General features: G+C 58.1%; 19 protein-coding genes. 6 read left to right on the top strand and 13 right to left on the bottom strand.

Annotated features, from left to right (window positions below; translation table 11 throughout):
* Positions 1–97 precede the first annotated feature (97 nt).
* Complete coding sequence (locus H9C73_RS15445) at positions 98–1,111, bottom strand: alpha/beta hydrolase (RefSeq protein WP_209288801.1); 1,014 nt, start codon at positions 1,109–1,111, stop codon at positions 98–100.
* Positions 1,112–1,365: 254 nt separating this feature from the next.
* Between H9C73_RS15445 and H9C73_RS15440 the strand changes: the two genes are divergently transcribed.
* The 3 genes from H9C73_RS15440 to H9C73_RS15430 all read left to right on the top strand — a co-directional run bounded on the left by H9C73_RS15440 (position 1,366) and on the right by H9C73_RS15430 (position 5,289).
* On the top strand, positions 1,366–1,725 hold the full coding sequence (locus H9C73_RS15440; RefSeq protein WP_209288800.1) for a DUF4870 family protein: 360 nt from the start codon (positions 1,366–1,368) through the stop codon (positions 1,723–1,725).
* A 286-nt stretch (positions 1,726–2,011) separates the two neighbouring features.
* Complete coding sequence (locus H9C73_RS15435) at positions 2,012–4,189, top strand: malate synthase G (protein ID WP_209288799.1); 2,178 nt, start codon at positions 2,012–2,014, stop codon at positions 4,187–4,189.
* 170 nt (positions 4,190–4,359) lie between these two features.
* A complete protein-coding gene (locus H9C73_RS15430) occupies positions 4,360–5,289 on the top strand; it encodes a 2-hydroxyacid dehydrogenase (RefSeq protein WP_209288798.1) in 930 nt (309 codons plus the stop codon).
* 5 nt (positions 5,290–5,294) lie between these two features.
* Here H9C73_RS15430 and H9C73_RS15425 read toward each other — a convergent pair whose 3' ends face one another.
* From H9C73_RS15425 to H9C73_RS15400, 6 genes are all read right to left on the bottom strand, one after another.
* Positions 5,295–5,756, bottom strand: a complete 462-nt coding sequence (locus H9C73_RS15425; protein WP_209288797.1) for a c-type cytochrome — start codon at positions 5,754–5,756, stop codon at positions 5,295–5,297.
* Positions 5,757–5,766: 10 nt separating this feature from the next.
* Complete coding sequence (gene grxB, locus H9C73_RS15420) at positions 5,767–6,423, bottom strand: glutaredoxin 2 (protein WP_209288796.1); 657 nt, start codon at positions 6,421–6,423, stop codon at positions 5,767–5,769.
* A 114-nt stretch (positions 6,424–6,537) separates the two neighbouring features.
* Positions 6,538–7,302: an amino acid ABC transporter ATP-binding protein gene (locus H9C73_RS15415; RefSeq protein WP_236014327.1), complete on the bottom strand. Its 765-nt coding sequence runs from the start codon at positions 7,300–7,302 to the stop codon at positions 6,538–6,540.
* 2 nt (positions 7,303–7,304) lie between these two features.
* On the bottom strand, positions 7,305–8,405 hold the full coding sequence (locus H9C73_RS15410) for an amino acid ABC transporter permease (RefSeq protein ID WP_209288795.1): 1,101 nt from the start codon (positions 8,403–8,405) through the stop codon (positions 7,305–7,307).
* 10 nt (positions 8,406–8,415) lie between these two features.
* Positions 8,416–9,633: an amino acid ABC transporter permease gene (locus H9C73_RS15405; RefSeq protein WP_209288794.1), complete on the bottom strand. Its 1,218-nt coding sequence runs from the start codon at positions 9,631–9,633 to the stop codon at positions 8,416–8,418.
* A 65-nt stretch (positions 9,634–9,698) separates the two neighbouring features.
* A complete protein-coding gene (locus H9C73_RS15400) occupies positions 9,699–10,721 on the bottom strand; it encodes an amino acid ABC transporter substrate-binding protein (protein ID WP_209288793.1) in 1,023 nt (340 codons plus the stop codon).
* Positions 10,722–11,127: 406 nt separating this feature from the next.
* On the opposite strand from H9C73_RS15400, the gene H9C73_RS15395 reads away from it, so the two are divergent.
* Positions 11,128–11,778, top strand: a complete 651-nt coding sequence (locus H9C73_RS15395) for an LON peptidase substrate-binding domain-containing protein (protein ID WP_209288792.1) — start codon at positions 11,128–11,130, stop codon at positions 11,776–11,778.
* Between the two features lie 5 nt (positions 11,779–11,783).
* Here the strand turns inward: H9C73_RS15395 and H9C73_RS15390 are convergent, their stop codons facing one another.
* Positions 11,784–13,169, bottom strand: a complete 1,386-nt coding sequence (locus tag H9C73_RS15390; RefSeq protein WP_209288791.1) for an SLC13 family permease — start codon at positions 13,167–13,169, stop codon at positions 11,784–11,786.
* 95 nt (positions 13,170–13,264) lie between these two features.
* Between H9C73_RS15390 and H9C73_RS15385 the strand changes: the two genes are divergently transcribed.
* On the top strand, positions 13,265–14,068 hold the full coding sequence (locus H9C73_RS15385) for an AraC family transcriptional regulator (protein ID WP_209288790.1): 804 nt from the start codon (positions 13,265–13,267) through the stop codon (positions 14,066–14,068).
* On the opposite strand, the gene H9C73_RS15380 is transcribed toward H9C73_RS15385, so the two are convergent.
* The 5 genes from H9C73_RS15380 to H9C73_RS15360 form a co-directional block, all read right to left on the bottom strand.
* The gene (locus tag H9C73_RS15380; protein WP_209288789.1) at positions 14,065–15,291 is read right to left on the bottom strand and encodes a permease; all 1,227 of its coding nucleotides are present in this window, start codon (positions 15,289–15,291) and stop codon (positions 14,065–14,067) included. The genes H9C73_RS15385 and H9C73_RS15380 overlap by 4 nt on opposite strands.
* A gap of 103 nt (positions 15,292–15,394) precedes the next feature.
* A complete protein-coding gene (locus H9C73_RS15375) occupies positions 15,395–15,721 on the bottom strand; it encodes an NUDIX domain-containing protein (RefSeq protein ID WP_268927284.1) in 327 nt (108 codons plus the stop codon).
* A gap of 15 nt (positions 15,722–15,736) precedes the next feature.
* On the bottom strand, positions 15,737–15,877 hold the full coding sequence (locus tag H9C73_RS15370) for an NUDIX hydrolase (protein WP_209288788.1): 141 nt from the start codon (positions 15,875–15,877) through the stop codon (positions 15,737–15,739).
* Between the two features lie 74 nt (positions 15,878–15,951).
* Positions 15,952–16,368, bottom strand: a complete 417-nt coding sequence (locus H9C73_RS15365) for an acyl-CoA thioesterase (RefSeq protein WP_209288787.1) — start codon at positions 16,366–16,368, stop codon at positions 15,952–15,954.
* 64 nt (positions 16,369–16,432) lie between these two features.
* Positions 16,433–17,050, bottom strand: coding sequence for a methyltransferase family protein (locus tag H9C73_RS15360; RefSeq protein WP_209288786.1), 618 nt, complete (start codon positions 17,048–17,050; stop codon positions 16,433–16,435).
* Positions 17,051–17,290: 240 nt separating this feature from the next.
* Here H9C73_RS15360 and H9C73_RS15355 point away from each other — a divergent pair, with 240 nt between their 5' ends.
* Positions 17,291–18,181 carry an MBL fold metallo-hydrolase gene (locus tag H9C73_RS15355; protein ID WP_209288785.1) on the top strand — a complete coding sequence of 297 codons (891 nt, stop codon included), beginning with the start codon at positions 17,291–17,293 and terminating at the stop codon, positions 18,179–18,181.
* Positions 18,182–18,295 lie beyond the last annotated feature (114 nt).

Raw genomic sequence — 18,295 nt, 5'->3', positions numbered from 1 at the left:
TGTTTGGTCGCACTCTCATTTTACTCACTTGGATTCAGGCTTTCTCATTTGCTGCCATTTATGGGACAGCAGTGGCCTGAAGGCTGCCCTTTTTCGTTCATGCGCCCTTCGCCAGCGGCAACCCCTGCGCCAGTGGCCGCAAACGATCACTGATCCTCGCAAAGACCTCTTGCCGCCAGGGCTCGGCTTCATTCACCAGCTGATGGCGTGCCTCAGCCAGCTGCTCAATGCTGGCCTGCGGCAACAGTCGGGCTAGCACCTCCAGGTTGTGCGCCCATTCCAGCGTCGCGTCATCCGTGCCCTGCATCACCAATGCCGACAGGTTCAACGCCGTTGCCGCTTCCACACGCTCGACCCATTCCAGCATGGCTCCGACCCACCCCACATCCACGAAATGCTCCTTGAGCGGATCCGAGTGTCGCAGGAACCGGGTGAAGTCAGCGTCATTGGAGCAAAGCGTCGGCTCCCGATGCACCCGCTTGAGGCACCAGTGAAACCAGCGATAGGTCCGTTCCACTCGGTTGAAGTGCTGAGGCCGGATCAGCGGGGACAGCAGGATGCGGTCCTCCACAGGCAACTGGTGCAGCTGCCGATTCAGCTCCGCCTGCAGCCAGATGGCACTGCCGGTACTCTGCCCAATACCGACCCAGGGAGCCTGCAAACGCGACTGGTGCCGGCGCAGGATACTGGCCAGCTGACGCGCATAGGTATCAAAGCTGTCGATCGCCAGCCGCTGGCCACCGGACAGGCCATGGCCGGGCAGGTCGTACATCAGCACATCCCAGCGCTGCTCCAGCAGGTGCTGAACCAGATGACGGTAAAGCGCCGCATGATCGGTATAGCCATGCACCAGAATAACCGTGCCACGGCTATGAGTACGGTGAAAATGCTGCACCACCAGCTGTGTATCCCCTACCAGCTCAACCCCGATGCTGTAACCGGCCAGATCAGCCACGGCATGCAGGGCATAGTAATCAAGGTAGGCCTGAATATTGGGCCCGCACAGGGTCTGCTCCCCCGGAACAAACGCGTCCAGCTCTTCTCGCAAGTGACAGGGCCTGAAAGTGGGGGCGGAGAGAAGCCCGGACGGCATTATTCTTGTTGTGGTCAAGGTCATACTCCTGAACTCGGATGGAACGGACTCTGATTCTGCCTCGACTCCATGTGCCCCATTTGACAAAGTGATGACAAAACCATGAATTCAGTGCGGGGACTGGTATCACTATAGCGGCAGAACCTTACCGGCACGCGAAACGACTGATCTTCGACAGCGCCTGAGGCGGCCTCCCCACACCAGTGGTTGACGCCCTGCCGGGAAAGCCTGATGATCATTTCAGACATCCAACCCGGTTCAAGGAGAACGCCATGTCGGACACCCCCGCTCCACTTCAGGCAGAGGACGCAAGCCCTGGAAATGCCAAAATTGTCTACATCCTGTATCTGGTGGGCCTGATTGTCGGCATCACCAGCATCGTGGGGGTCGTGATGGCCTACATCTACAAAGGGGACGCTCCGGCCTGGCTCAGGGATCATTACCGCTGGCAGATCCGGACGTTCTGGATCGGCGTGCTCTACACCCTGATCGGCATGCTCACCTCCATGATTCTGGTGGGGTACCTGGTCCTGCTGTTTGTACTCATCTGGTACATCGTACGCTGTGTGAAAGGCCTGCAGGCACTGGACAAGCGTCAGCCGCTGGCCGACTCGGGCAGCTGGCTGTTCTAAAATTACGACAAGCAGCCAATTCGCTCTTCGCACCTGCAAAGGGCTGCTCCCGGCAGCCCTTCCTTGTAAAAAAACAACCTAAAATTCACGAAAAACTGTCAACAACACCCTATCTTTCACTAAATCCCCACCATCGAACCACTTCTTCATACTTTAGGCGCAAATGCGGGACAGGCGCTTTTTTTTGCGCTATTTTCGCAATGCACAATCCTTTAATGGACAGTTTTCACGGTCGACCGGACCCTGCAGTACCGGTCGCAGACGATTAGACAATTGGGGCAAGATGATGAGCCAACGGGTACAGGTCGGTGGCCTGCAGGTCGCCAAAGAGCTTTACGATTTCATCAATAACGAAGCACTGCCGGGCACCGGCGTCGATGTGGACCAGTTCTGGAGCCGCTTCGACAGCATCGTACACGACCTCGCACCGCGTAACCGTGAACTGCTGGCCAAACGCGACGCCCTTCAGGCACAGATTGATGCCTGGCACCGGGACAACCGTGGCGATGCCTTCAACTTTGATGCCTACAAATCCTTCCTGCAGGAGATCGGTTACCTGCTGCCTGAAGGTGAAGACTTCACCGCCACCACCGAAAACGTAGACCCGGAAATGGCCACCATGGCCGGTCCGCAGCTGGTGGTACCGGTGATGAACGCCCGTTACGCCCTCAACGCTGCCAACGCACGCTGGGGCAGCCTGTATGACGCGCTGTACGGCACTGATGCCATCTCCGAAGCCAATGGCGCGGAAAAGGGCAAGAGCTACAACCCGGCCCGCGGTGCCAAGGTCATCGCCTTCGGTCGCGACTTCCTCGATGAAAGCGCCCCTCTGGCGGGCGCATCCCACAAGGACTCGGCCGGTTACAGCATTCAGAACGGTCAGCTCTGTGTGGCCCTGCGCGATGGTGGCGAAACCACGCTGGAAGACGGTTCTCAACTGGCCGGCTACAACGGCAGCGCCAGCAACCCCACCGCCATCCTGCTCAAGCACAACGATCTGCACTTTGAAATTCAGATCGACCGTGACAGCCAGATCGGCAAATCCGATGCGGCCGGCGTCAAGGACATCCTGATGGAAGCGGCGCTGACCACCATCATGGACTGCGAAGACTCCGTGGCGGCCGTGGATGCCGAAGACAAGGTGCTGGCCTACAAGAACTGGCTCGGCCTGATGAAGGGCACCCTGACCGAAGAGATCGCCAAGGGCGGCCAGACCTTCACCCGCAGCATGAACCCGGACCGCGAATACACCGCACCGAACGGTGGCAGCCTGACCCTCAAGGGCCGCAGCCTGATGTTCGTGCGTAACGTAGGCCACCTGATGACCAACCCGGCGATCATTGACCGCGAAGGGAACGAGATCCCCGAAGGCATCATGGACGGCGTGGTCACCACCCTGATCTCGCTGCACGATCTGCAGGGCAACGGCCAGTTCCGCAACGCCACCACCGGCTCCACCTATATCGTGAAGCCGAAAATGCACGGCCCGGAAGAAGTCGCCTTCGCCAACGAGCTGTTTGGCCGCGTCGAAGATGCTCTGGGCCTGCCGCGCTACACCATGAAAATGGGCATCATGGACGAAGAGCGCCGCACCACCGTCAACCTGAAAGAGTGCATCCGCGCCGCGAAGGAGCGTGTGGTCTTCATCAACACCGGCTTCCTCGACCGCACCGGTGACGAGATCCACACCTCCATGGAAGCGGGACCGATGATCCGCAAGGGTGACATGAAAGGTGCCGCCTGGATCAAGGCCTATGAAGACTGGAACGTGGATATCGGTCTGGCCTGTGGCCTGAGCGGCCGCGCCCAGATCGGCAAGGGCATGTGGGCGATGCCGGACCTGATGGCCAACATGCTGGAGCAGAAAATCGGACACCCGCTGTCCGGCGCCAACACCGCCTGGGTCCCCTCTCCGACCGCCGCTGCCCTGCACGCGCTGCACTACCACAAGGTTGACGTCTTCGCCCGTCAGCAGGAGCTGAAGAACCGCGAACGCGCCAGCCTGGACGACATTCTGACCATCCCGGTGGCGCAGAACCCGAACTGGAGTGCCGAGGAGATCCAGCAGGAACTGGATAACAACGCTCAGGGCATTCTCGGTTACGTGGTGCGCTGGGTTGATCAGGGTGTCGGCTGCTCCAAGGTACCGGATATCAACGATGTGGGCCTGATGGAAGACCGTGCGACGCTGCGTATCTCCAGCCAGCACATCGCCAACTGGCTGCATCACGGTATCTGCTCTGAAGAGCAGGTGATGGAAACCATGCAGCGCATGGCCGCTGTCGTTGACCGTCAGAACGCCGGTGACGCCGCCTACCAGCCGATGGCACCGCACTTCGATGACAGCATCGCGTTCCAGGCCGCCTGTGAGCTGGTATTCAAGGGCTGTGAACAGCCCAGCGGTTACACCGAGCCGGTGTTGCACCGTCGCCGTCTGGAGCTGAAGGCCAAACAGGCCGGCTAACGCTCCTGCAACAGCACCGGGAAGATACACGCCCCGCCAGTTCTGCTGGCGGGGCTTCTTTTTGCCTGCAGAACTGCCGCCGTGCAGCCTTGGCACCGGTTTGCTAGAGTCGGGGCAGAACCGGCGACGGACCGCATGTCGCCTTCCCGCTTGTACGAGGAGTCACCGTCATGAATATTCTGCTGTGCGCACAGGGTCAGGATGCCATCGAATGGCAGACACACCTGCACAGGCGCTTGCCACATGCCCACATTCGGATCTGGTCGGAAGAAACCGGTACGGAGACTCAGGCGGACTATGCGCTGGTCTGGAAACCACCCACTGCGTTATTTGATCAGCAACAGCAGCTCAAGGGCATCATCAACCTGGGCGCTGGCGTCGACAGCCTGCTCAAGCTGCCCAACCTGCCCCGGGACGTGCCCGTGCTGAAGCTGCGCGATGCGGGCATGGGCCGCTGGATGAACGACTATATCCGCTACGGCGTACTGCATTTCACCCGGGACTTTGACCAATATCGCCAACAGCAGCCGGCCCACCAGTGGCGCCCGCAGGATATCGAGCCCCCCGAGGCCTGGCCGGTCGGGATTCTTGGCGCGGGAGCACTGGGCCAACAGGCTGCCGAAATGCTGCAACAGATGGGGTTTCCGGTGCGTTGCTGGAGTCGAACCGCCAAGCAGCTGCCCGGCATTGAAAGCCATCAGGGAACCGATGAACTGACTGACTTCCTCCGCGGTGTACGCCTGCTGGTCAACCTGCTGCCCAACACACCGGATACCCGCGGCCTGATCAATGATCAAAGACTGTCTCTGCTGGCACCCGGCGCCGGCTTGATCAGCTGTGGACGGGGCGAGGTGGTGGATCCCTCGGCCGTGCTGCACGCGCTGGACAGCGGCCAGCTCAGAGGCGCACTGCTGGACGTGTTTGAACAGGAGCCCCTGCCGGAAACGTCTCCGCTATGGGATCACCCCGCCGTGCTGATCACCCCACACATTGCCGCCCCCACACCGGTGGCCACGGCAGCAGATCAGATTGTGGAGTACATCGAGCAGCTTGAAGCGGGACAGGTGCCGGATCCGGTAGACCCGACACTGGGGTACTGAGCGAATCAGTCGCGGTATTTGTCGTGACAGGCCTTGCAGCTCTGGGCCAGGCGCCCCAGTTGCGGGCGCAACTGATCCACCGCATCCGCCTGCCGGGCGGCTTCATGCAGCGCCCGGCTGCGCGCCTGCATCTCGCCCATCATCTCCTCAAAACGCGCCTTCTGCTGCCAGATACGGTAGGAGGCACGCGTATCAACCTCGTTGCCACGTGCACTGCGCTTATCCGCAAACCCTTCGAGCAGGATACCGCTGAGGAAAGCAATACGGCCGGCCCTGCGCTCGAAATCAGCGGCATCGAAGTCGCGGCGGCCCTGCACCTGTGCGGCCAGTTCCGAAAGATTCCACTCCATCGCACGGTACACGCCCTGACGGTACTCAATGGCAGCGTCCACATCCACCTCTGCCGCCACCAGCTGACCGCTCAGGCCCAATACCAGCCCTGCCAATATCGTTGCTTTTACTCTCACCCTTGCCTCCTTAAATCTCGCGATCAAAGTAAAGCTCGACACCACCCAGCTCGGACACCTCATGCAGCCACTGCTTCAGCCGCTCGGGGAACGCCAGCCCTTTCACCAGAGTAAGATACTGCAGCGGGGGAAAGTTCATCACATCGTTCCAGCTCAGAGTGTTGCCCTGTTCCGAAGGCAGGCTCAGGGGCGGCAGGTCGGCCAGCACCTGTTCCACTTTGGCCTGATGTTCGGCAGTGCCGGCCAGCGCCTCGGCAAAGCTCATGCCCAGTATCGCTTCCTTGTTGCGCTGGTAGTAGGCACGAGCCGATTCCGTCGCAAAGGTACGTAACCCCATGTGGATAACACGCGGATAGGATAATGCCTGACAATGCAGCTGTATCGGCTGCAACAGGGGCTGAATGGCTTCGTTGAGCTGCAGCGGCCTCAGTGCCTTGGCCCCCTCACCCAGCTCGTCCAGCAGCTTGGCAATGTCCATGCTTTCACTGATCGCAATGCCCTGATGCTCGAAAATCGGCACCATTTTCTTGCCGATCAGTTGCTGACAGCTGTCCTCATCATCATTGAGCAGCACAATCTGCTCCAGATCGGCGACCTGTCGATAATGCGCGACCAGCAGCGTACGAATACAGAAAGGGCAATGGTCGTAGATGTAGAGTCGGGACAAGGTGTCACTCCATCAGGTTACGAAAGTCGCTATCCTGACAGCATCCCGGAATGAAGCCAAGGGCATGCCCGAGCCGATGGCTCGGAGATACCCCTGGCAAAGTGGCGGGTGGATTCAGTGGTTCAGGATCTGACTCAGGAACAGCTTGGTGCGTTCGTTCTGCGGATTATTGAAGAACTCGTTGGGCTCGTTCTCCTCCACAATCTGTCCCGCATCCATGAAGATCACACGGTCAGCCACCTTCTTGGCAAACCCCATCTCGTGCGTCACGCAGAGCATGGTCATGCCTTCCTGTGCCAGTTCAACCATGACATCCAGCACTTCCTTGATCATTTCCGGGTCAAGGGCAGAGGTGGGCTCGTCAAACAGCATGATATTGGGGTTCATGCAGAGCGAGCGGGCGATCGCCACACGCTGCTGCTGACCACCGGAGAGCTGCCCCGGATACTTGTCCGCCTGATCCGGAATCTTCACGCGCTCCAGATATTGCATGGCGGTGGCTTCCGCTTCTGCCTTGGGCTTTTTCTGCACCCAGATCGGGCCCAGCGTCAGGTTTTCCAGAATGGTCAGGTGCGGAAACAGATTGAAGTGCTGGAACACCATGCCCACGTCCTTGCGGATGGTTTCGATGTTCTTCACGTCGTTGATCATCTCAACGCCGTCCACAACCAGAGAACCTTCCTGGAACTCCTCCAGCCGGTTGATGCACCGAATCGTGGTGGACTTGCCCGACCCCGAAGGCCCACAGATAACGATACGCTCACCTTTCTTTACCCGCAGGTTGATATCACGCAGGACGTGAAAGTTGCCATACCACTTGTTCAGATTCTCGATAACGATGATGTCTTCAGCACCGGAAGACGATTTAACGGCGCTCATGGTTAACCCCTTTTATCGGTATTCATCTGGCGCTCGATCCTGCGGGCGAGCAGAGACATGCTGAAACAGCTTGACCAGAACACAAGGAAAACAAACAGATACCCTTCCAGCGCATGGCCACCCAGCCAGTAGGAGTTGGACAGGGCTGTCTGCAGGGTTTGTACCACCTCGGGTATGCCGATGATCAACAGGAAGGTGGTGTTTTTGAACAGCATGACAAAGGTCGCCAGGATGTTCGGCATGGACACCTTGATCACCTGCGGAAGGATAATCAGCAGTATCTTCTGCCAGTAGCTCAGACCAATGGAGTCCGCTGCCTCATACTGGCCGCTGGGCACGGCCTGGAAACCGCCACGGAACACCTCCGCCATGTAGCCGGACATGAAGAAGATCAGCACGATCCATACACGGATCAGCTTGTCCACGTTGGTGCCTTCGGCAAAGAACAGCGGCAGCATGACCGAGCCCATGAAGAACAGGGACAGTACCGGCACACCACGGAAAAACTCGATGAAGATGATCGACACCGAGCGGATGAAAGGCATTTCGGAACGACGTCCCAGGGCCCAGAGGAAGCTGAACGGAAACGCCACGATGATACTGGCAGCGGCCATGAACACGTTCAGTGTAAAGCCACCCCAGAGGTCGGTTGTAACCTGATTCAGCCCCAGCAGACGTCCGTCCAGCACGGCAATGCCCACCAGTGGCAGCAGCAGCCAGGCGGCTACCGATGCCTTGAGGCGAATATGCTTGGGCAGGGTGAACGAAGCCGCAATCACCAGCACCAGCAAGCCCAGCATCAGATTGATGCGCCAGACCTCCTCTTCAGGATAGGTGCCGTAAAAGAACTGATAGGACCAGGCTTTCACGAAGACCCAGCAGGCCCCGTCACGCACACAGGCATCTTCCGTGGTGCCTGTCCAGTTGGCGGACAGGAATGCCCAATCCACGATGGGTGGAATGAAATACACAAACAGCGCCATGACAAACAGGGTCATCATGCTGTTGGGAATGGATGAAAACAGATTTGCTCGTGCCCAGGCGACAGGCCCCACTGTTTTGACCGGTGCCGGGCGAGCAGGTACAGGCTGAAACTCTCTCATGGACATAATCCTATCGGCTGACCAGTGCAACAGCGTTGTTGAGACGGTTCATCAGGAAAGAGATGACCATGTTCACGATGAAGTATACGACGATGGTCATGAAAATCGTCTCGATCGCCTGACCGGTCTGGTTCAGTGCCGTACCCACGAACACGTTGAACAGATCCGGATAGCCGATGGCAGCAGCCAGGGTCGAGTTCTTCACCAGACTCTGGTACTCGGAGTTGAGCAGCGGCACGATCACACGCATCGCCTGAGGCACGATGATCAGCGACATGATCCGCTTCTCGCTCAAACCCAGGCTTCGCGCGGCCTCGGTCTGGCCCTGCGGAATCGACTGCACGCCTGCGCGCACGGCTTCGGCAATAAAGGAGCCGGTATAGACCGAAAGCGCAATCGCCAGCGCCATCAGCTCGGGGATGATCGTGATACCACCGAAGTAGTTGAACCCTCTCAGTTCCGGGTATTCAACCGTAAACGGCAGTCCGGTCAGCAGCAACGCAGCGACCGGCAGTCCGATCACCATCGCGATGGAGGTATAGAACACCGGGAAGATCTGACCGGTCAGTGCCTGACGTCTTTTGGCCCAGCGGCGCAGCACAAAAATACCCGCTATCGCTACCGCAAGTGCGACCTCCGCCACCCAGAACAGGTCGCTGCCCACCATTTTGGGCACATAAAGGCCACGCACATTGAGGAAAATCGCTTCCCCCAGGCTCAGGCTCTGACGTGCACTCGGCAGGGTTGCCAGCACGGCGAAATACCAGAAAAAGACCTGTAGCAGCAGCGGGATATTACGAAAAATTTCGACATAGAGAACGGCGACCTTGCGGATCAGCCAGTTATGCGAGAAATGCGCCACGCCAAAAATAAAGCCCAGCACGGTCGCAAAGAAAATCCCGATCACCGACACCAGAATCGTATTCAGGAAGCCGACGATAAAGATGCGGCCATAGGTGTCCGTTGCTTCAAACGGGATCAGTGACATCAGTACGTCGTAGCCGGCCGATGCGGTCAGGAAACCGAAACCGGTCTTGATACCGGTGGCTTCCATGTTGGCCAGCACGTTACTGATGACGGAATAGAAGAAGTAGCCCAGCCCCAACACCAGCAGGAGCTGATAGCCAAGAGCGCGTATTTCGGGGTTGTTGTAAAAGGCAGCAGAGCGGCCACCCTTATTTCTCCGAGCAGCAGCCTTCGTCTGTTCAAGCGTCTTTTGCTTCAGCATTGAAATGCCCTGAAGTTAGTTGCAACAGCAGAAGGGGGCTTGCGCCCCCTAACGATAGCAGTCGATCAGCGCATGGGCTGCGCGTACATCAGACCACCATCCTTCCAGCTGGCATTCAGGCCACGTTCCAGTTCAAGCGGGGAATCCATGCCCACGTTGCGCTCGAAGGATTCACCGTAGTTACCGACCTGTTTGACGATGTTATACGCCCAGTCAGCGTTCAGGCCCAGATTGGTGCCCAGCTCACCTTCGGTGCCCAGCAGACGCTTGTTGGCCGGGTTGCCGTTTTCACGCTTGTCATCCGCATTGGCAGAGGTCACGCCCTGCTCTTCTGCCTCGATCATCGCATTCAGCGACCACTTCACGATGTTGAACCACTGGTCATCCCCCTGACGCACCACCGGTCCCAACGGCTCCTTGGAGATTACTTCCGGCAGGATCATGGCATCGGACGGGTTGGACAGGCCCACACGGAGTGCCGCCAGCTGAGAACCGTCGGAGGTCAGGAAGTCACAGCGACCGGATTCAAAGCCCTGACGGGTCTGGTCAGACGTATCAAATGTAACCGCCTTGTAGGACATGCCGTGTTGGCGGAAGTAGTCAGCAATCGCCAGTTCGGTAGACGTACCCGCCTGGATACAGGCGTTGGCGCCGTCCAGCTCGGTTGCACTCTTCACACCCAGGTTTTTCATGACCATGAAGCTGGCACCGTCATAGTAGTTGGTGCCGGCAAAGTTGATGCCCAGTGAAGTATCACGGGTGTGGGTCCAGGTGGTGTTACGCGACAGCATGTCGATCTCGCCGGACACCAGCGCCGTAAAACGCTCCTTGGCGGTCAGCGGCTTGTACTGAACCGCATCTGCATCACCCAGAACAGCGGCTGCAACTGCACGGCAGACATCCACGTCCAGGCCGCTCCAGTTACCATTGGCATCTTTTTCAGAGAAGCCTGCCAGGCCAGTACTGACCCCACAGGAAAGAGTTCCGCGTGCTTTAACATCATCCAGAGTTGCGGCCTGAACACTTGCTGCACCGGTTACCAGTGTTGCTGCCAGGGTAGTGAACGCCAGGATTTTCTTTTTATGCATGGAGCTTGTCCTCTCATTGAGACACTCAGTTTATTCTTATTGGAATTAGCAAGGGCCGTGCCACAAGTTCCTCATATTCCGGACTTAATCTATAGCAACGTTTGTCTGCAATAACCAACTCAAATGAAAGAAAATTTGTAAAAAAACAACAAAGCTCGCATGCCTTTGATCTGGCACACTGCTCCGTATGGGTGCACTTGTGCCATCTTTTGCACCATTTCGGCGCCAATGACTTCCAGATACGTCAATTTGATCGTCGGGATCGCGCTTTTCCTGCTGGACGACACAACCTCACGGAGATGGCCGATCAGCTATGCTGAAACGCTGTTTCAAACCGGCATGAACGGTTCAGGCAGCAAACGCGTACATATTGCGTCTGTTGGGTAGAACAAGAGGAAGCGGCAAGGTGACCGAGATCTGTATTTTCCCGATTCCGGGCTGTGTAACCTTTCCCGGCACGGTATTTCCACTGCACGTATTCGAGCCCCGCTATCGGGAGATGATTCAATACTGCCTGGACACGGAAACCCCGGTTGCGATCTGCCACACCCAGAAAGAGCTGAGCCCCGGCAAGGCGGTCAGTTCACTGGAGGAAGCACTCAGCTCCAATCAGGCGACCTACCGCCCCTATGACGTGTTCAGTGCAGGCCCCTGCGAGTTGATCGAAACGCTGGACGATGGCCGCATGCTGCTCAATGTGCATATTGAACAACGCTACCGCCGAGAGCAGGAGCTGCAACTGCTGCCCTGGCAGAAATACGCCTGCACCCCGTTTCCGGACCGGAAACAGACGCCCGAAGAAGACGCCGAGAGTACTGTGCTGCGTGACAAGGTGATTCATCGACTGCAGGCTCTGTCACATCCTGACCCGGCAGCCCGGCAGGCACTCGAGCAACTCAGCACCGCCCCCGAGTGGGTGAACCGCTCCGACGCCGCATTCAGCTTTGCCCTGTTCGGCGTGATCCGTTTTGATCCGGCCCTGCTGCAATCGCTGCTTGAAATGGACAGCGCCCACGCCAGGCTCCACCACACGCTGGAGCTGCTGAATGAGCTGTAGCCGCATCAGATCCACCCCAGCAGCTGCCACCAGAGGTAGTCCAGCGGCAGCAGAATGAGCACCGTCAGTGCCGCCAGAATCAGGCACAAGCGCCCGGCATGGGCAATGGGCACGCCTGCCAGCGGCATGGCCATCATCAGAGGAACAGACTGGTAGGTGAACACCACCGTGGAAAACCCGAACACCTGCGTCATCAGTACCGCTTCCAGACTGAACCCGGTCATCTGACTGATCTGCTCTGCCAGCGGGGTTAGCGTGGCCGGGACCCCGGCCAGGGTGGCCACCACACCGGTCGCAACCGCGGCCAGTGACAGGGCAAAGAAGTTGATTGCATCCTGCCCCGGCGCCAATGGCAGCCAGTCCAGTACGCGGCTCCCCACCACCTGACTGATCTGGCTGTAATTGATCAGACTGGCAATCCCCAGCAGGCCCGCCACCACCAGAATCGAACTGACATTCACCTTGTCGTTGAAACTCCGGGCCGACACCATGCCCACTCCCGGCAGCAGCAACAGGGTCGCCGCCGCCAGTCCGATCCAGGCCGCCGAGGTATGGTGAATCGAATCGGTCAGCCAGAACCCGAGTGTGCCCAGCATGATCACCAGCAGACGCAACTCACGCCCGCTGAAGCCACCGTTGCTGTGCAGAGGTGCCTGACGCACCGGGGTATCCGGATAGAGTTTGAGAATGACCATGATCAGCAGTGCCGCCTTGAGTGCCCCCAGCACCGGAAAGTGCAGCAGCAGATACTCGGCAAACAGCGGCGTCCAGCCATGAATGTTCTCCGCGGAGCCGATCATGATCATATTGGGGATATTGGCCGGCAGAATGGCAAAGGTCGGCAGATGGCAGCCAAAGGCCGCCGCCAGCACAACCCCTTGCTGACCTTTGCTGCCCTGTGCAAAACCGCAGTTTTCGGCAATGGCCAGCGCGATGGGAATGAACAGCATGACTCGCCCCACCGATGAGGGCATGACGAACCCCAGCAGGACGCCCATCAGCACGATCCCGGTGATCAGACGCGCATAGCTGCTTTCCAGATAACGGGTAAAGCGGGTTGAAACACGCTGTGCCAGGCCCGTTTCCGAGATGGCGATGCCGATCACCAGCCCCGATACGATCAACCAGCAAGCCGTTGAGGTCAGGCCGGAAAACACCACCTCGGCCGGCGCCAGTGACAGCAGCATCGCCAGCACCAGCACCACCAGAGCGCTGACAAACTCCGGCAGGGCACTGGTGGCAAAGAGCACCATGCCCGCCATAATCAGCAGCGCCGACAGGCGCTGTGTATCCGTAAACAGATCCGCCGCCGGTGTCAGCAGCAACAGGGCCGACAGTAGCGGTATCAGCAGTACCGCGACCCACTGTGAGCGTTTTAAACCCCAGACCATATCCAACCCCTCAACAGATGCATCTCGCTATTCTGCCTCAGTAGCGCTAGGGTTTAAGTCGACAGAATGCCAATCGATATCGATAAACGGACATCATGACAACCCGCTTCATTGCACCGCGCCAGCACTGCCGCTCCAGACGGGGCTTTATCCTGGACCCGGCACGCCCCATTCTGGGCATGCACAACCGCATCCAGACAAACTTCGAGTTTGATTTTCACAGCCACCCGAGGGGGCAACTGGCTTATGCCTCTCAGGGAGTCATCAAGGTACAGACGGACAACGGCAGCTGGCTCATCCCGCCTTCTCAGGCGGTCTGGATACCCGGCGGTATCCTCCACTCCGTCAGCCCGGCCGTGACCTCGGAAATCCGACACCTGTTTGTCGACCCATCCTGTCTGGCGCGGCTGCCCAACGAATGCAGCGTGGTCGAAGTATCCCCGCTGCTGCGCGAGCTGATTCTGCGCGTGGCCGATTTTGGCGAAGAATATGCGCCCGACAGCCCGGCCAGCCGTATCTGTGCCGTGATTCTGGATGAGTTGCAGGCTCTGCAGCCCTCAGGACTCTACCTGCCATTCACCAGCGACCGCCGCTTGCAGCGTGTCATGCAGGCAATGATTGACCAGCCTGAGGCGGAACACAGCCTCACCTACTGGGCCGCGCAAGTAGGTGCCAGTGACCGCACACTGCGCCGACTGTTCATCAGGGAAACCGGCATGACGTTCCAGCAGTGGCGACGTCAGCTCGTGCTGCATGAAGCCGTGGAGCGTCTTGGGCGCGGAGCCGCAGTCACGGAAGTTGCTCTTGCGCTGGGCTACCGCAGCCCCAGCGCTTTCGTGGCCATGTTCCGCAAGACACTGGGCACATCGCCGGGGCAGTATTTCAAGGCCGCTGTTTAACCGACGGCCAGAGGGATCAGCAGACCACCCAACAGCCACAGACCGGCAGCACCGACCAGGCCTTTCAACACCTTCTCAGTCAGGGAGGCTCCGCCGTGATGGTGGTGATGGTGTTCATGCACGCCACTGGCATCAGCGGTGTGCCAGAGCCAGAACAGTACGACGTTGACGCTGACCAGCAGCGCATTCAGCCACAACTGGTAGTTCACCTTGAAGAACTCACGCTCGCTCGGTGCGGTCACACTGGAAAAGTCCGGCAGCATACCCAGCCAGGCCAGACTGTAGTGCATCACCAGCGCGGAGCACACAATGGCGACCAGCATCAGGGCCAGGATATACAGTGCCATCTTCCAGCCGTAGTAGCCGGCATTGATCCGCAGCACCGGAAACACCACCAGATCAGAGAAGATAAACGCCATGACCCCTGCAAAGGTAACGCCCTGACTGAACAGGACAGCCGCCAGAGGAATGTTGCCCATGGAGCCGATAAAGGTCGAAAATGCGGCAATCGGCCCGACCAGCGTCTGCGCCAATACCTGCCAGAAGCCGGGGTTGGCCGAGTTTTCGGCGCCAGACCCAAGGAACAGCGCCTGAAAGAAGCTGTCCGGCACCATCGCCGAGATAATGCCCGCCACGGTAAAACCGATCAGCACATCCTTCCACACCATCTGCCATTCCATGACATAGGTCTGTCCGATTTTCTGCCACCCTTCCAGACTGGTGAGCGTGTCCTTCCAGTGTGCGACTTCCTCTTCTTCCGTATCTTCCATTTTCCTGCGGGCACGGGCTTCCAGCCGCTTGGGACGTGTGATGCGAATCAGCAACCAGGTGGTCAGTATCAACAGCAGACCGCCTACATACTCACCCAGCACAAACTGCCACCCCAGAAAGATGGCAATCACCATGCCCAGCTCTATCACCAGATTGGTTGAGGCCAGCATGAAGGCGAGCGATGGCGCCAATCCGGCCCCCTTGTTAAAGATCGCACGGGTCGTCGACAACGCGGAAAAGCTGCACGAACTTGATATAAAACCGAAAAAGGTCCCCAGCAACATGCTTTTGGGGCCTTCCTTGCCCATCGCCTGTTGCATCCGCTGCCGGGTGACCAGCACCTGAATCAGGCTGCTGATGATGTACCCCAGAATAAACGCCCACAGGGCCATCCAGAAAAAACCGACACTTGTCAGAGCTGCTTCATGCCACATCGCCATGAATGAATGCAAAATCAACCTCCTGCTTGCAACTTTACAGTCACCCTAGTTGATATCTGCAGATTTGCATGCCGGGGAAAAGGTTTAACAGAGGAGTCTGCCGGCACAGCCGACACTAGAACCCCTCATCCCGGTGGATGCCCAGATAGACGGGCCGGTTCGGATCCTGATAGGCGGGAATACAGCGCGAGAGGTATTGAGGGAAGAGCCGAATCTGATCCATCTGTTCCATCGGCATCCACACCACATCCACCTGGTGCTTGTCCGGATGAGGCCCGTTATGGGGGTGGTAATGCGCCGGCAAGTGACAGAGGAAAAGAAATTCCATTACGTGACGGCGCATCTCCGGAACAGTGCTGCGCTGCTTGAGAAAGTCCGCTACCGCAATCATGTCCCTGATCTCGACCCGGGTGTCGATCTCCTCAAGACACTCACGCTGCAGGGTGTCGGTCAGTGCCTAACCGGCCTCTTGGCCGCCTCCGGGCAGCGCATACCGAATGCCCCCCGAGGCATAGCCGTCCTTTTTCAACAGCAACACCTGACCGTCCTGCACAATCAGTGCACGGACAGCGTTGCGAATCTGTGGCACGAGCTCCATCACCTGCCCCCTTCTGCAGAACGCTGCCTTCAAGCATAGCAGTCACACAGACAGGGGGCTCGCGGGACGATCAATCAGACAGAGATCAGATACTGTTCCAGGGTTTTCTTCACATCCGGCGACAGCGGCTGGGACTTCCGGGTGGCTTCGTTCATCTGCACGATCACGGTCTCGGCTTTGGCCACACAGGTGCCGTTCTGGAACAGCTGCTGATACAAGGTAATCGAGCTGTTCCCGATATTCAGCACACCCGAACCGATATCCACCTGGCCGGGCCAGAGAATCTCCCCGATCAGCTGCACCTCCAGCTTGGCCAGGACAAAGGTGGCACCCTCAGGCACCAGCGACTCCCCCTTGGTGTAGAGCATCTCCACACGGCCGGTTTCAAGAAATGTGGAAAAAACCGAGTTATTCACATGGCCCTGGCGATCCGTGTCTCCGTAGCGCAGCTTGTCATAGGCCTGCAGTGGAAAGTCCTTCAGTTCACGCATGCTTGTCAGCTCCATACAACGTCAGGGGCGGGAGGCCCCTTATCAAGGGATATTCAGGCTCAGCTTACAGCCATCGAGGCACCTGTGCAGCATAGCGGCCATATACGTCAGGAAAGCGTTGCATCAAATACTGCTCTTCGGAAAGCGCCTGCCGATACAGCATCACCCAGCCGATACCGAGGCAGACCAGCGTAAATACCGAGGGAAGCGCCAGAAAAAAGCCCAGCTGGGCAACGGCAACGCCCATGAACATGGGGTGACGAGAGCGCCCGTAAATACCGGTTGTTTTAAGCTGTACTGGCCCGGCAGGATCGACACCAGAGCGCCAGCCAGCCCCCAGCACAAAGTGCACCCCGATGGTAAAGGCAAACCCCAGTGTCAGCAGCACATCTCCAGTCAGTATCACCAGAGGATGTTGCAGCGGTGCAATCAGCCCCAGACCGCTGTCCAGCGAAGGGAAAAAGGCACGCAACAGGCAGACCATCCATATCAGGGCACGGAAAAACCGGAACATCATATGGTTCCACCAGGTGGAACAGAAAGGTGCGCCCGGGAATACCAGCTCCCGCTTCAGCACCTTTTTCATGTAGATAATTCGCACGGTGTAAAAGGCAGCGACAAAGGTGAAAAAAGCGGCCAGGTACACCCGGTTAAATGCAGTTATCTCCGCAAGACTATCCATACAACGGCTTCTTTGGAGTGAGGAAGGCCCAGCACCTCTGAGGATTAAAGCAGACCTTGGACGTTCATGTTATCAGCCTGCCAACCGATCGGCACAGGTTATTTTTTCGACTCTGGTAACCATCACCCTGCCGCCTTGTCTATCGTCTTGATAGACAGATTCAAGCAGCGAGTGGCAGACAGCGGCTACCGGATTCATTTAATATTAGTCGAAACTAATATTTAGAGAGAGATCGACACCATGCGTGACGCTCACAACACGCCACAGGCGCCCGAGATCAAAGCTTTCTTTGACGAGCCCACCAACACCTTCAGCTACGTGGTGCGTGATCCATCATCCAGCGCCTGTGCCATCATCGATTCGGTGCTGGATTTCGATTACGCCAGCGGCCGTACCGACGTACGCTCGGCAGACGCGATCATCGCCTACGTACGCGAACAGGCACTCAGTGTGGAATGGATTCTGGAAACCCATGTTCATGCCGACCACCTGTCAGCGGCCCCCTACCTGCACGAGGCACAGGGCGGACAAACCGGGATTGGTGATCAGATCACCGTGGTGCAGGACACCTTCGGCAAGGCCTTCAATGCCGGCACCGAGTTTGCCCGTGACGGCAGCCAGTTCGACCGGCTGTTCAAGGAAGGTGACACCTTCTCCATCGGCAACCTGACAGCACGTGTGCTGCACACGCCCGGACACACCCCGGCCTGCCTGACTTACGTCATCGGCGATGCGGCCTTTGTGGGCGATACCCTGTTCATGCCGGACTATGGCACCGCCCGCTGCGACTTCCCCGGTGGCGATGCACGCACGCTGTACCGCTCGATCCAAAAGGTGCTCAGCCTGCCCGGTGAAACACGCATTTTCCTCTGCCACGACTACAAGGCCCCCGGCCGGGACACGTACTGCCACGAAACCACCGTGGCTGAGCAACGTAAACACAACGTGCATGTGCACGAGGGCATTTCGGAAGACGAATTTGTCCGCATGCGGACCGAGCGTGATGCTACTTTGAAAATGCCGGCACTGATTCTGCCGTCAGTTCAGGTCAACATGCGTGCCGGCGAAATGCCACCGGCTGAAGACAACGGGCAGGTTTACCTGAAAGTCCCCATCAACCTGTTCAGCTAACCCCAAGAGGTTTTCATGGATATAAAGGAACTGGAACCCCACTGCTGTCCCATAGTTTTCGATCATAAAGGGATCCTCATTTGAGGGTCCCTTTTTTGTGGCTTTAGTGGAGGA

The sequence above is a fragment of the Marinobacterium alkalitolerans genome, assembly GCF_017776525.1.
Lineage (GTDB): Bacteria > Pseudomonadota > Gammaproteobacteria > Pseudomonadales > Balneatricaceae > Marinobacterium > Marinobacterium alkalitolerans.
Note: the sequence above shows the minus strand (reverse complement) of the source record. Positions and strands in the feature narration are given on the sequence as shown.

Bases quoted from the DNA above. Each gene is read 5' to 3' on its own strand.
- H9C73_RS15440 (WP_209288800.1), top strand. From the start codon at position 1,366: ATGTCGGACACCCCCGCTCCACTTCAGGCAGAGGACGCAAGCCCTGGA.
- H9C73_RS15435 (WP_209288799.1), top strand. From the start codon at position 2,012: ATGAGCCAACGGGTACAGGTCGGTGGCCTGCAGGTCGCCAAAGAGCTT.
- H9C73_RS15430 (WP_209288798.1), top strand. From the start codon at position 4,360: ATGAATATTCTGCTGTGCGCACAGGGTCAGGATGCCATCGAATGGCAG.
- H9C73_RS15415 (WP_236014327.1), bottom strand. From the start codon at position 7,302: ATGAGCGCCGTTAAATCGTCTTCCGGTGCTGAAGACATCATCGTTATC.
- H9C73_RS15410 (WP_209288795.1), bottom strand. From the start codon at position 8,405: ATGAGAGAGTTTCAGCCTGTACCTGCTCGCCCGGCACCGGTCAAAACA.
- H9C73_RS15405 (WP_209288794.1), bottom strand. From the start codon at position 9,633: ATGCTGAAGCAAAAGACGCTTGAACAGACGAAGGCTGCTGCTCGGAGA.
- H9C73_RS15400 (WP_209288793.1), bottom strand. From the start codon at position 10,721: ATGCATAAAAAGAAAATCCTGGCGTTCACTACCCTGGCAGCAACACTG.
- H9C73_RS15390 (WP_209288791.1), bottom strand. From the start codon at position 13,169: ATGGTCTGGGGTTTAAAACGCTCACAGTGGGTCGCGGTACTGCTGATA.
- H9C73_RS15385 (WP_209288790.1), top strand. From the start codon at position 13,265: ATGACAACCCGCTTCATTGCACCGCGCCAGCACTGCCGCTCCAGACGG.
- H9C73_RS15370 (WP_209288788.1), bottom strand. From the start codon at position 15,877: ATGGAGCTCGTGCCACAGATTCGCAACGCTGTCCGTGCACTGATTGTG.
- H9C73_RS15365 (WP_209288787.1), bottom strand. From the start codon at position 16,368: ATGCGTGAACTGAAGGACTTTCCACTGCAGGCCTATGACAAGCTGCGC.
- H9C73_RS15360 (WP_209288786.1), bottom strand. From the start codon at position 17,050: ATGGATAGTCTTGCGGAGATAACTGCATTTAACCGGGTGTACCTGGCC.
- H9C73_RS15355 (WP_209288785.1), top strand. From the start codon at position 17,291: ATGCGTGACGCTCACAACACGCCACAGGCGCCCGAGATCAAAGCTTTC.